At 59.7% G+C, this 12,742-nt stretch carries 11 protein-coding genes; 9 read left to right on the forward strand and 2 right to left on the reverse strand.

The features are described from left to right. Nucleotides 1-27: 27 nt before the first annotated feature. Complete coding sequence (phhA, locus tag DM813_RS15500) at nucleotides 28-816, reverse strand: phenylalanine 4-monooxygenase (RefSeq protein WP_128324277.1); 789 nt, start codon at nucleotides 814-816, stop codon at nucleotides 28-30. Between the two features lie 292 nt (nucleotides 817-1,108). Between phhA and DM813_RS15505 the strand changes: the two genes are divergently transcribed. Further along, the gene (locus DM813_RS15505; protein WP_128324278.1) at nucleotides 1,109-2,668 is read left to right on the forward strand and encodes a sigma-54-dependent transcriptional regulator; all 1,560 of its coding nucleotides are present in this window, start codon (nucleotides 1,109-1,111) and stop codon (nucleotides 2,666-2,668) included. 112 nt (nucleotides 2,669-2,780) lie between these two features. On the opposite strand, the gene DM813_RS15510 is transcribed toward DM813_RS15505, so the two are convergent. Beyond that, nucleotides 2,781-3,041, reverse strand: a complete 261-nt coding sequence (locus tag DM813_RS15510; RefSeq protein WP_128324279.1) for a DUF2790 domain-containing protein — start codon at nucleotides 3,039-3,041, stop codon at nucleotides 2,781-2,783. Nucleotides 3,042-3,446: 405 nt separating this feature from the next. Here DM813_RS15510 and acs point away from each other — a divergent pair, with 405 nt between their 5' ends. From acs to aruF, 8 genes are all read left to right on the forward strand, one after another. Continuing rightward, on the forward strand, nucleotides 3,447-5,408 hold the full coding sequence (gene acs, locus DM813_RS15515) for an acetate--CoA ligase (protein WP_128324280.1): 1,962 nt from the start codon (nucleotides 3,447-3,449) through the stop codon (nucleotides 5,406-5,408). Between the two features lie 481 nt (nucleotides 5,409-5,889). Continuing rightward, nucleotides 5,890-6,675 (forward strand): ABC transporter substrate-binding protein, encoded by a 786-nt coding sequence (locus DM813_RS15520; protein WP_128324281.1) that lies wholly within the window; start codon nucleotides 5,890-5,892, stop codon nucleotides 6,673-6,675. Between the two features lie 90 nt (nucleotides 6,676-6,765). Continuing rightward, nucleotides 6,766-7,455, forward strand: a complete 690-nt coding sequence (locus tag DM813_RS15525) for an ABC transporter permease (protein ID WP_128324282.1) — start codon at nucleotides 6,766-6,768, stop codon at nucleotides 7,453-7,455. Further along, a complete protein-coding gene (locus DM813_RS15530; RefSeq protein WP_128324283.1) occupies nucleotides 7,452-8,150 on the forward strand; it encodes an ABC transporter permease in 699 nt (232 codons plus the stop codon). The genes DM813_RS15525 and DM813_RS15530 overlap by 4 nt, the downstream gene beginning before the upstream one ends. Before the next feature lie 66 nt (nucleotides 8,151-8,216). Further along, the gene (locus DM813_RS15535) at nucleotides 8,217-8,981 is read left to right on the forward strand and encodes an ABC transporter ATP-binding protein (protein ID WP_128324284.1); all 765 of its coding nucleotides are present in this window, start codon (nucleotides 8,217-8,219) and stop codon (nucleotides 8,979-8,981) included. A 98-nt stretch (nucleotides 8,982-9,079) separates the two neighbouring features. Continuing rightward, nucleotides 9,080-10,060 (forward strand): transcriptional regulator ArgR, encoded by a 981-nt coding sequence (gene argR / locus DM813_RS15540; RefSeq protein ID WP_128324285.1) that lies wholly within the window; start codon nucleotides 9,080-9,082, stop codon nucleotides 10,058-10,060. Between the two features lie 270 nt (nucleotides 10,061-10,330). Further along, nucleotides 10,331-11,551, forward strand: a complete 1,221-nt coding sequence (locus tag DM813_RS15545; protein ID WP_128324286.1) for an aspartate aminotransferase family protein — start codon at nucleotides 10,331-10,333, stop codon at nucleotides 11,549-11,551. 133 nt (nucleotides 11,552-11,684) lie between these two features. Next, complete coding sequence (gene aruF / locus DM813_RS15550; RefSeq protein WP_128324287.1) at nucleotides 11,685-12,704, forward strand: arginine/ornithine succinyltransferase subunit alpha; 1,020 nt, start codon at nucleotides 11,685-11,687, stop codon at nucleotides 12,702-12,704. Nucleotides 12,705-12,742: the final 38 nt, after the last annotated feature.

Raw genomic sequence — 12,742 nt, forward strand, 5'->3', positions numbered from 1 at the left:
GTGGTTTGTTATTGGTTTGAAGGTTGCTCAGGCAGCAACCTTAGGTGGGAATTTCGGCGCGTGCAGGCCCATTTTCATCGCGGTGTGGACCATGCCCATGATGTCTTCGTGGGCCAGGTCGAACAGGCGCTTGAGGTTCGGCAGAGCGAAGTACAGTGGCTGCAGGATGTCGATGCGATACGGCGTACGCATGGCTTCCAGCGGGTCGAAGGCCTGGTGCTCAGGTTCATCGGACAGGCTGTAGACGGTTTCTTTGGGTGAGGACAGGATGCCGCCACCGTAGATCTTGCGGCCCTGCGGGGTATCGACCAGGCCGAACTCGATGGTCATCCAGTACAGGCGGGCCAGGTACACGCGCTCTTCTTTGGTGGCCTTGAGACCGAGCTTGCCGTAGGTGTGGGTGAACTCGGCGAACCAGGGGTTGGTCAGCAGCGGGCAGTGGCCGAAGATTTCGTGGAAGATGTCCGGCTCTTGCAGGTAGTCGAGCTCTTCTTCGGTGCGAATGAACGTCGCTACCGGAAAGCGCTTGCTGGCCAGCAGTTCAAAGAAGGTCTGGAACGGAATCAGCGCCGGTACCCGGGCGACTTGCCAGCCGGTGGTGGCGCCCAGCACTTTGTTGATCTCGCCCAGCTGCGGGATGCGGTCGTGCGGCAGGCCCAGTTGTTCGATGCCGTCCAGGTATTCCTGGCACGCACGGCCCTCGATCACTTTCAGTTGGCGGGTAATCAGGGTATTCCACACCGCGTGTTCCTGCTGCGGGTAGTCGATAAAACCCTGCGCATCGGGCTCGCGAGCCACGTATTGCGTCTGTTTCATACTGCTCTCCTGCTGAGGGCCGTTCTTGTTATGAGTACAAGCGATTGCCCTAAGAAATAGCGCGCGCCGCGGGGCTTTGCATCGCTTGGTGGGTTGGCTGGTAGGGTTTGGTCAGGCTTTTTCGTAACGAATACTTTACGAATTCAGCAAGGGTCCGAAAAGCCGAGGGGTATCGGCGCTCGATTTTCGGCTTTTTGTCACGTAATCTTTACAAATAATCTATCGGGTCGGTAAATAAATGCCGGCCTGACCGCTGTCAGTGCTCGTTCCAGACCTATTTGTAGGACATTTCATGCGTATCAAAGTGCATTGCCAGAACCGCATCGGCATTCTGCGCGACATCCTCAATTTACTGGTTGAGTACGGCATCAACGTCGCCCGCGGCGAGGTGGGTGGCGAACACGGCAATGCCATCTATCTGCACTGCCCGAACCTGATCAACCTGCAGTTTCAGGCCTTGCGGCCCAAGTTCGAGTCGATTGCCGGGGTGTTCGGGGTCAAGCGCGTTGGCCTGATGCCCAGCGAACGCAGGCACATGGAGCTCAATGCTTTGCTCGGCGCGCTGGATTTTCCGGTGCTGTCGATCGACATGGGCGGCTCCATCGTCGCGGCCAACCGGGCGGCGGCGCAGTTGCTCGGGGTGCGGGTGGACGAGGTGCCGGGCATTCCGCTGTCGCGTTATGCCGAAGATTTTGACCTGCCCGAGCTGGTGCGGGCCAACAAGTCGCGGATCAACGGCCTGCGGGTAAAGGTCAAGGGCGATGTGTTTCTCGCGGATATCGCCCCTCTGCAATCAGAGCATGACGACAGTGAAGCGCTGGCTGGCGCGGTACTGACCCTGCACCGGGCCGACCGCATTGGTGAACGCATCTATAACGTGCGCAAGCAAGAGCTGCGCGGTTTCGACAGCATTTTCCAGAGTTCGCGGGTGATGGCTGCAGTGGTTCGCGAGGCGCGCCGCATGGCGCCGCTGGATGCGCCGCTGCTCATTGAAGGTGAAACGGGAACGGGCAAAGAGCTGTTGGCCCGCGCCTGTCACTTGGCCAGCCCGCGTGGGCAGGCACCGTTGATGGCGCTCAACTGCGCCGGCCTGCCGGAGTCCATGGCGGAAACCGAACTGTTTGGTTATGGCCCGGGGGCATTCGAAGGGGCGCGGGCCGAAGGCAAGCTTGGTTTGCTCGAGCTGACCGCAGGCGGCACCCTGTTTCTCGATGGGGTAGGGGAAATGAGCCCGCGGCTGCAGGTCAAGTTGCTGCGCTTTTTGCAGGACGGTTGCTTTCGCCGGGTGGGCAGTGACGAGGAGGTGTACCTGGATGTGCGGGTCATCTGTGCCACCCAGGTCGACTTGTCGGAGCTTTGCGCGCGGGGCGAGTTTCGCCAGGACCTTTACCATCGCCTGAACGTGCTGTCGCTGCATATCCCCCCGCTGCGGGAGTGCCTGGATGGCCTGTCGCCGCTGGTTGAGCATTTTCTCGATCAGGCCAGCCGCCAGATCGGTTGCCCATTGCCGCGCCTGGCGCCGGCTGCCATGGAGCGACTGAGTCAGTACCACTGGCCGGGTAATGTGCGGCAACTGGAAAACGTTTTGTTCCAGGCGGTTTCGCTGTGTGATGGCGGGGTGGTCAAGAGTGAGCACATACGTTTGCCGGACTATGGCGCGCGTCAGCCGTTGGGTGAATTCTCCCTGGACGGCGATCTGAGCGATATTGTCGGGCGCTTTGAAAAAGCGGTGCTGGAACAATTGATGAGCGAATTCCCCAGCAGTCGGGCACTTGGAAAGCGACTGGGTGTTTCGCATACCACGATCGCCAACAAGTTGCGCGAACATGGGGTGGGAAAGTCGGCTGAATAACTGCGCTTAGTTGCAGTATTTACGTCGCGGGATATTTACAGCGCAAGTAGAAATGTTGAACCGCGCGCCTCGGTCCTGAATGATCGAGGCGCGGCGAGCGGTAATCTGCAGATTAGCCGTTGGAGCAACCGTTACCCATCACACGGTACTCGAGAATGTGGCGCTGGCCCTGCGAGTCCTCGTAGGTCATGCGGGCGGGGACGACTTCACAGACGTTCGGAACTTCGCTCATGGAAATGACTTTGGCGATGTCCAGATGCTGCGAGTAACTGTACTGTTCAACCGGAATTTGCTCGGCGCCACCGTTTGCAACTTCGTCGGCCATCGCCACGCTGCAAACACTGCCAAGTACCAATACCAGTAAAGCTTTCATTTTTCGTTTACCTGTCTAAGGTCGTAAGGGGGCACGTAGCGCTTGTGGCGCCACGTGTACAACTCAAGTTCAACTATCACAGTTATCGCGGGATTAACGGCCTTCGTGGGGGCTGTAACAAGAAGTTAATCGCGTTGCCGTTGCTGGCGGAGTGAATTTTAGGGGTGGCCACGTGCCTTAAACAGATGACCTTTTGATAAACACTGTTGGCAAAAACTGTAACAATCGATTTTTTTCCCGTTCGCGAAATTATTTTTCCGGCGCCAATGCCCGGTCTTGAGCCTGCGGTCAAGTGCATGGGTGCAAATGGGGGCGGCGTTACTACCAACGTCGAATGGCCCATGAGGTCTGGTACAGTTACAACGAGGTCATACAAAAACAACTATTACACCGAGGTAGATAAAGATGAGTGCGGCTCCCCTGTACCCCGTTCGTCCCGAGGTTGCGGCCACTACGCTGACTGATGAGGCGACCTACAAGGCCATGTACCAGCAGTCGGTTATCAACCCGGACGGTTTCTGGCGTGAGCAGGCGCAGCGCCTGGACTGGATCAAGCCCTTTACCAAGGTCAAGCAGACCTCCTTCGACGACCACCATGTCGATATCAAATGGTTTGCCGACGGCACTCTGAACGTCTCCTACAACTGCCTTGACCGTCACCTCGCTGAGCGTGGCGATCAGGTCGCAATCATCTGGGAGGGCGACGACCCTTCCGAACACCGCAACATCACCTACCGCGAACTGCACGAAGAAGTGTGCAAATTCGCCAACGCCCTGCGCGGCCAGGACGTGCACCGTGGCGATGTGGTGACCATCTATATGCCGATGATCCCCGAGGCCGTGGTGGCGATGCTGGCTTGTGCCCGCATTGGTGCCATCCACTCGGTGGTCTTCGGTGGCTTCTCGCCCGAGGCCCTGGCCGGGCGCATCATCGACTGCAAATCGAAAGTGGTGATCACCGCCGACGAAGGTCTGCGTGGTGGTCGTCGCACGCCGCTCAAGGCCAACGTTGATCTGGCGCTGACCAACCCGGAAACCGCCAGCGTGCAGAAGATCATCGTGTGCAAGCGCACCGGTGGCGATATTGCCTGGCACCAGCACCGTGACATCTGGTACGAAGACCTGATGAAGGTTGCTTCAAGCCACTGCGCACCGAAAGAAATGGGCGCCGAAGAAGCCCTGTTCATCCTCTACACCTCCGGTTCCACCGGCAAGCCCAAGGGCGTGCTGCACACCACCGGCGGCTACATGGTTTACGCCGCGCTGACCCACGAGCGGGTGTTCGACTACCGTCCGGGTGAAGTCTACTGGTGCACCGCCGACGTCGGCTGGGTCACCGGTCACAGCTACATTGTCTATGGCCCGCTTGCCAACGGCGCGACCACCGTGCTGTTTGAAGGGGTGCCTAACTACCCGGACATCACCCGCGTGTCGAAGATCATCGACAAGCACAAGGTCAACATCCTCTACACCGCGCCGACTGCCATCCGCGCGATGATGGCCGAAGGTCAGGCCGCTGTAGCCGGTGCCGATGGCTCCAGCCTGCGCCTGCTCGGTTCGGTGGGCGAGCCGATCAACCCTGAAGCCTGGAACTGGTACTACCAGACCGTAGGCAAAGAGCGTTGCCCGATTGTCGATACCTGGTGGCAGACCGAGACCGGTGGCGTGCTGATCAGCCCGTTGCCAGGCGCCACTGCACTCAAGCCGGGTTCGGCGACGCGTCCGTTCTTCGGTGTGGTGCCAGCGCTGGTCGATAACCTGGGCAACCTGATCGACGGCCCGGCCGAAGGCAACCTGGTGATCCTGGATTCGTGGCCGGGTCAGTCGCGTTCGCTGTACGGCGATCACGATCGCTTCGTCGACACCTACTTCAAGACTTTCCGTGGCATGTACTTCACCGGTGATGGCGCGCGTCGCGATGAAGACGGCTACTACTGGATCACCGGCCGCGTCGACGACGTGCTCAACGTGTCCGGGCACCGTATGGGTACCGCTGAAATCGAAAGTGCCATGGTTGCCCACCCGAAAGTGGCCGAGGCTGCGGTTGTTGGTGTGCCGCATGACATCAAGGGGCAGGGTATCTATGTCTACGTCACCCTCAATGGTGGCGAGGAGCCGAGCGAGGCGCTGCGTCTGGAATTGAAAAACTGGGTGCGTAAAGAGATCGGCCCGATTGCTTCGCCGGATGTCATCCAGTGGGCGCCAGGCCTGCCCAAGACACGTTCGGGCAAGATCATGCGGCGTATCCTGCGCAAGATTGCCACGGCCGAGTACGATGCCCTGGGTGATATCTCGACCCTGGCCGACCCAAGCGTGGTTCAGCACCTGATCGATACGCACAAATCGATGAATCTCGCTTCAGCCTGAGGTTAGTCGTTCCCCCAAAAGCCCCGACTGGTCCGCCAGCGGGGCTTTTTATTGCCTGTTACGCCAATAACCATCGGTAACCCTTGTGTCACCGCGCGAGCGCAAAAACGGGGCGAAGGGGAACGAATTTGCCTGTTGTTGAGGTATTTTCCGTTCTGTCGTTGGCTTCGGGCACGCTACACTTGCCGGATTAGAAGGCTTTGCCAATAATAGGCCCGTTTATTGCTTCGTTGATTGGTTATTTGTCTTTTGCTTTTGCATATCTTGTGAAAGCTGTCAATATCTCCGCCCCCGCGTTCCTGCGCTTCTATAACTAGTTGTCGCATTGAGGAAATATCGGCTTCGGAGCTGTCGCTAAAATGCCGATCACTCGCTCGTGGCGTTCGACCTTCGTCGACCCTGCGCAGCTCGCGTTGTACCCATTCGCATTTCAGGCTGTTTACGCGCTGCCTGCTATTGCCCTTTACCGATGGAGTTCCAGATGAAGAAACTCGCACTGCTTGGCGCATTGGCGCTATCTGTGTTTTCCCTGGCGGCGCTGGCTGATGAGAAACCGTTGAAAATCGGTATCGAGGCCGCCTACCCACCGTTCGCCTCGAAAGCACCGGATGGCAGCATTGTTGGCTTTGACTACGACATCGGTAACGCCCTGTGCGAAGAGATGAAGGTCAAGTGCACCTGGGTCGAACAAGAGTTCGACGGCCTGATCCCGGCACTGAAAGTGCGCAAGATCGACGCCATTCTCTCGTCCATGTCGATCACCGAAGACCGCAAGAAGTCTGTCGACTTCACCGGCAAGTACTACCTGACCCCAGCGCGCCTGGTGATGAAGGACGGCACTACCGTCAGCGACAGCCTGGTTGAACTCAAGGGCAAGAAAATCGGCGTACAGCGCGGCTCTATCCATGACCGCTTTGCCAAGGAAGTCCTGGCTCCACAAGGCGCGACCATCGTTCCTTACGGCACCCAGAACGAAATCTACCTGGACGTCGCTGCCGGTCGCCTGGATGGCACCGTTGCCGATGCTACGCTGCTCGAAGACGGCTTCCTGAAAACTGACGCCGGTAAAGGCTACGCCTTCGTCGGCCCGGCCTTCACTGACGCCAAGTACTTCGGTGACGGCATCGGTATTGCTGTGCGCAAAGGTGACAAGGCCAACCTCGATCGTCTGAACGCTGCCATCGCGGCCATCCGCGCCAATGGCAAGTACAAGCAGATCCAGGACAAGTACTTCAACTTCGACATCTACGGCCCTGAAGCCAAGTAAATCGTCGACGTTTCACCTGTGTAATGGTGCAAGCAGCAGAGGCTCTGAGGTTTGCACCATTTTTTCATCCCTAAGGTCGAGGACCTCATCATGTTGAAAGGCTACGGGGCAGTTATCCTCGACGGCGTGTGGCTTACGCTGCAGCTTGCCTTGTCGTCCATGGCCCTGGCCATTGTACTCGGCCTTATCGGTGTGGCCCTGCGCCTGTCGCCCGTGCGCTGGCTGGCATGGCTGGGCGACCTGTATTCCACGGTGATCCGCGGGATCCCCGATCTGGTACTGATCCTGCTGATTTTCTACGGCGGTCAGGACCTGCTTAACCGCGTCGCACCGCTGCTCGGTTACGACGACTACATCGACCTCAATCCGCTGATGGCGGGTATTGGTACCCTGGGCTTCATTTTTGGCGCCTATCTCTCGGAAACCTTTCGTGGTGCCTTCATGGCCATTCCCAAAGGGCAGGCCGAGGCCGGCGTGGCCTATGGCATGAGCAACCTGCAGGTGTTCTTCCGGGTCATGGTGCCGCAGATGATTCGCCTGGCAATTCCCGGTTTCACCAACAACTGGCTGGTCCTGACCAAGGCGACTGCACTGATCTCGGTGGTCGGCCTGCAGGACATGATGTTCAAGGCCAAGCAGGCGGCCGATGCCACCCGCGAGCCTTTCACCTTCTTCCTGGCGGTTGCGGCGCTGTACCTGGTGATCACCAGTGTCTCGCTGCTGGCCCTGCGTTACCTTGAGAAGCGCTACTCGGTTGGCGTAAAGGCGGCTGATCTATGATTTTTGACTACAACGTCATCTTGGAAGCGCTGCCCCTGTACCTCGGCGGGCTGCTGACGACCCTCAAGCTGTTGGCGCTGTCGCTGTTTTTCGGCCTGCTGACGGCAATCCCGCTGGGCCTGATGCGGGTCTCCAAGCAGCCACTGGTCAACCTGATCGCCTGGCTCTACACCTACGTGATCCGCGGTACGCCGATGCTGGTGCAACTGTTTCTGATCTACTACGGTCTGGCTCAGTTCGAAGCAGTGCGCGAGAGCTTCCTGTGGCCGTGGCTGTCGAGCGCGACCTTCTGTGCGTGCCTGGCTTTCGCCATCAATACCAGCGCCTACACCGCAGAAATCATTGCCGGTAGCCTCAAGGCCACGCCCCATGGCGAGATTGAAGCGGCCAAGGCCATGGGCATGTCGCGGGTCAAGATGTACCGTCGCATTCTGCTGCCTTCGGCCCTTCGTCGGGCGCTGCCGCAGTACAGCAACGAAGTGATCATGATGCTGCAGACCACCAGCCTGGCGTCGATCGTTACCCTGATCGACATCACCGGTGCAGCGCGGACGGTCAACGCCCAGTATTACCTGCCGTTCGAAGCCTACATCACCGCCGGCGTGTTCTACCTGTGCCTGACATTCATTCTGGTGCGCCTGTTCAAGCTGGCCGAGCGCCGCTGGCTCGGTTACCTGGCGCCGCGCAAGCACTGAGGCCTGCGCCAACTTTTTCGCCCTGGGCGTTAGCTCAAGACTGACTGCTTTGTGAGAATCGACAGCATGTACAAACTCGAAATCCAAGATCTGCATAAACGCTACGGCAGTCACGAAGTGCTCAAGGGTGTATCCCTGGCCGCCAAGGCGGGCGATGTGATCAGCATCATCGGCTCCAGTGGTTCGGGCAAAAGTACCTTCCTGCGCTGCATCAACCTGCTTGAGCAGCCGCATGCGGGCAAGATCCTGCTCAACAATGAAGAGCTCAAGCTGGTTGCCAACAAGGATGGCGCGCTCAAGGCCGCCGATCCCAAGCAGTTGCAGCGCATGCGCTCGCGCCTGTCGATGGTGTTTCAGCACTTCAACCTGTGGTCGCACATGACGGCACTGGAAAACATCATCGAAGCGCCGGTGCATGTGCTGGGCATGTCGAAGAAGGATGCCCTGGAAAAAGCCGAGCACTACCTGGCGAAAGTCGGTGTGTCCCATCGCAAGGATGCCTACCCCGGGCATATGTCCGGCGGTGAGCAGCAGCGTGTGGCGATTGCCCGTGCGCTGGCGATGGAGCCGGAAGTGATGCTGTTCGACGAGCCGACTTCGGCACTCGACCCCGAATTGGTCGGTGACGTGCTCAAGGTCATGCAGTCGCTGGCCCAGGAAGGCCGGACCATGGTGGTGGTGACCCACGAAATGGGCTTTGCCCGTGAGGTGTCGAACCAGCTGGTATTCCTGCACAAAGGCCTGGTGGAGGAGAGCGGCAACCCGCGCGAGGTGCTGGTCAATCCGCAATCGGAGCGTCTGCAGCAGTTCCTTTCGGGCAGCTTGAAGTAAGATTGCCCCGTCGCACCAAAGTGGGTCATGCTGCAAATCTAGCGCAGCATGACCCGGCTTCCCTCTCTTGACCTCACACAGGTTTCGGACCGCACTCAATGACCACCCAGCGAATCGGTTTTCTCATCTGGCCCAGCACCAAAGCCCTGACTCTGGCGCTGGCTGAAGAGGTTTTGCGGGTCGCGCAAAAGGTTCATCCGGAGGTGGTCTACGACCTGGCGTTTCTTCAGGCCGAGCCTGCGGCCGAGGGCGCCTGGCGCTTGCCTGGCGAGCCTTGGGCGGGGCGTCTGGAAGGCTGCCAGAAATTGTTCCTGCTGGCGGACGAGCCGCCGCAGTCGGTCGCTTCGGGGCTGGGCGCGGCGCTCAAGCAACTGGCACGCGCCGGTTGTGTGGTTGGTGGACTGTCGGCCGGGGTTTATCCGCTGGCACAACTGGGCTTGCTCGATGGTTATCGCGCTGCCGTGCATTGGCGCTGGCAGGATGACTTTGGCGAGCGTTTCCCCAAGGTCATCGCGACCAGCCATCTGTTTGACTGGGACCGTGATCGCCTGACCGCGTGCGGCGGCATGTCGGTGATCGATTTACTGCTGGCGGTACTGTCCCGCGATCATGGTGCCGAGCTTGCCGGTGCTGTCTCGGAAGAGCTGGTGGTCGAGCGGATCCGCGAGGGTGGCGAGCGTCAGCGCATTCCGCTGCAGAACCGCCTGGGGTCGAGCCATCCGAAGCTGACCCAGGCGGTGCTGTTGATGGAAGCCAACATCGAAGAGCCGCTGACCACCGATGAAATCGCCCAGCATGTGTGTGTCTCGCGACGCCAGCTGGAGCGCATTTTCAAGCAGTACCTCAATCGTGTGCCGAGTCAGTATTACCTGGAGTTGCGCTTGAACAAGGCGCGGCAGATGCTGATGCAAACCAGCAAGTCGATCATTCAGATCGGCCTGTCGTGCGGTTTTTCCTCCGGACCGCATTTTTCCAGCGCATACCGCAACTTCTTCGGTGCAACGCCGCGGGAAGACCGTAACCAGCGCCGCAGCAGCAGCCCGTTCGAGCTCTCTTCGGCACCTGCCGAACGCGGCTGATTGTTGATCACGCTGTAGGAGATTCACCGGTGACGCGCCCCGGTGAATCCGCTCCTGCGCGCTTGTCGAAACAGAATCTCCCACCCATTCCCCGCACCGTTTAAACTGCGCCTTTGCGACCCTATTTGTCGCATTGCCGAAAGCCTTGGTAAAACAGGGTTGAGCGCTATAAGAAGTTGTCGCTTGGCGGCAATGTCGGGCGCCAATCTGTCCTTACAATCCCCCCATCGCTCGCCAGTTCCAGGCAGGCGTTCCTCTTAGGAGACTCCGATGTCCGCTCCGCAAGCTCCGGTGCAACGCGCCGATTTCGACCAGGTAATGGTCCCCAATTACGCACCGGCGGCTTTTATCCCCGTTCGTGGTGCGGGCTCCCGCGTCTGGGATCAGTCGGGCCGCGAGCTTATCGACTTCGCGGGCGGGATTGCCGTGAACGTTCTGGGGCATGCTCATCCGGCGCTGGTCAGCGCTTTGACCGAGCAAGCCAACAAGCTGTGGCACGTGTCCAACGTCTTCACCAACGAGCCGGCGCTGCGCCTGGCCCACAAGCTGGTCGACGCCACCTTCGCCGAGCGGGCGTTCTTCTGTAACTCCGGCGCTGAAGCCAACGAGGCCGCGTTCAAGCTGGCCCGTCGTGTTGCCCATGACCGCTTCGGTCCGGAAAAGCACGAAATCATCGCCACCGTTAACAGCTTCCACGGTCGCACCCTGTTCACCGTGAGCGTCGGCGGGCAGCCCAAGTACTCCGATGGTTTCGGCCCGAAAATCACTGGCATCAGCCACGTGCCGTACAACGATCTGGAAGCGCTGAAAGCACAGATTTCCGACAAGACCTGCGCAGTGGTCATCGAGCCGATCCAGGGCGAGAGTGGCGTGGTCCCTGCCGATGTTGCGTACCTGCAAGGTGCTCGCGAGCTGTGCAACCAGCACAACGCACTGCTGATCTTCGACGAAGTGCAGACCGGCGTCGGCCGTACCGGTGAGCTGTTCGCCTACCAGCACTACGGTGTAACCCCGGACATCCTGTCCAGCGCCAAGAGCCTGGGCGGCGGTTTCCCGATCGGCGCGATGCTGACCACCGAAGCACTGGCCAAGCACCTGGCCGTCGGTACCCATGGCACCACCTATGGCGGTAACCCGCTGGCCTGTGCGGTGGCCAATGCGGTGCTGGATGTGGTCAACACCCCTGAAGTGCTGGCGGGCGTCAAGGCCAAGCACCAGAAGTTCAAGGCCCGTCTGGAACAGATCGGCGAGAAGTACGGCTTGTTCACTCAAGTGCGTGGCGTTGGCCTGCTGATCGGTTGTGTGCTGAGCGATGCCTGGAAAGGCAAGGCCAAGGACGTCTTCAACGCGGCCGAGAAAGAAGGCCTGATGGTGCTTCAGGCCGGTCCGGATGTGGTGCGTTTCGCCCCGAGTCTGGTGGTTGAAGATGCCGACATCGACGAAGGCCTCGACCGTTTCGAGCGTGCCGCTGCAACCCTGACCCAGGCCTGATTGGCGCCTGCGGTCCTTTCGCCGGCCCTTCGGGGCCGGTGAATCCGAATTCCATAGCCGGTGCCAACAGGGCGCTTGCTGTTTTTTTCTGTGCCGGCAGTGGCCGGCCTGTTTTCCCGAAAGGAGTGACACCATGCTGGTGATGCGCCCCGCGCAAATGGCTGATCTGGGCGAAGTACAGCGTCTGGCAGCGGACAGCCCCATTGGTGTCACGTCCTTGCCGGATGATGCCGGTCGCCTGAGCGACAAAATTGCCGCTTCGGAGACTTCCTTCGCTGCCGAAGTAAGTTTCAACGGCGAAGAAAGCTACTTCTTCGTGCTTGAAGACAGCAGCACCGGCAAGTTGGTGGGGTGCTCGGCCATTGTCGCTTCCGCCGGTTACTCCGAGCCGTTCTACAGCTTTCGTAACGAGACGTTTGTGCACGCTTCGCGCGAGCTGAAAATTCACAACAAGATTCACGTGCTTTCGCAGTGCCACGACCTCACCGGCAACAGCCTGCTGACCAGCTTCTACGTGCTGCCGGAACTGGTCGGCACCGGTTGGTCGGAGCTCAACTCCCGTGGGCGCCTGTTGTTCATGGCCGCTCACCCGGAGCGTTTCGCGGAGTCGGTGGTGACCGAAATCGTCGGTTACAGCGACGAGAACGGTGATTCGCCGTTCTGGGATGCCATCGGGCGCAACTTCTTCGACCTCAACTACGCCGAGGCCGAGCGCCTGTGCGGCCTGAAGAGCCGGACCTTCCTCGCCGAGCTGATGCCGCATTACCCGATCTACGTGCCGTTGCTACCCGATGCAGCGCAAGAATCCATGGGCCAGGTGCATCCGCGGGCGCAAATCACCTTCGACATCCTGATGCGCGAAGGCTTCGAAACCGATCACTACATCGACATTTTCGACGGCGGCCCGACGCTGCACGCACGCGTCTCGAGCATCCGCTCGATCGCCCAGAGCCGTGTTGTGCCGGTCAAACTGGACAGCACGGTGGTCAAGGGCGGGCGTCCCTACCTGGTCTGCAATGGCCAGTTGCAGGATTACCGCGCTGTGCTGCTGGAACTCGACTGGGTGCCAGGCAAGCCGGTCACCTTGAGTCTTGAAGCCGCCGAAGCCCTGGTCGTCGGCGATGGCGCCAGTGTGCGCCTGGTCGCGGTTTGATCCCTGCGGTTCGATAACCGCGCACCCCAGGTCGAGTT

The organism is Pseudomonas alkylphenolica (assembly GCF_004025535.1).
In the GTDB taxonomy this organism is placed as follows: Bacteria; Pseudomonadota; Gammaproteobacteria; order Pseudomonadales; family Pseudomonadaceae; genus Aquipseudomonas; species Aquipseudomonas alkylphenolica_A.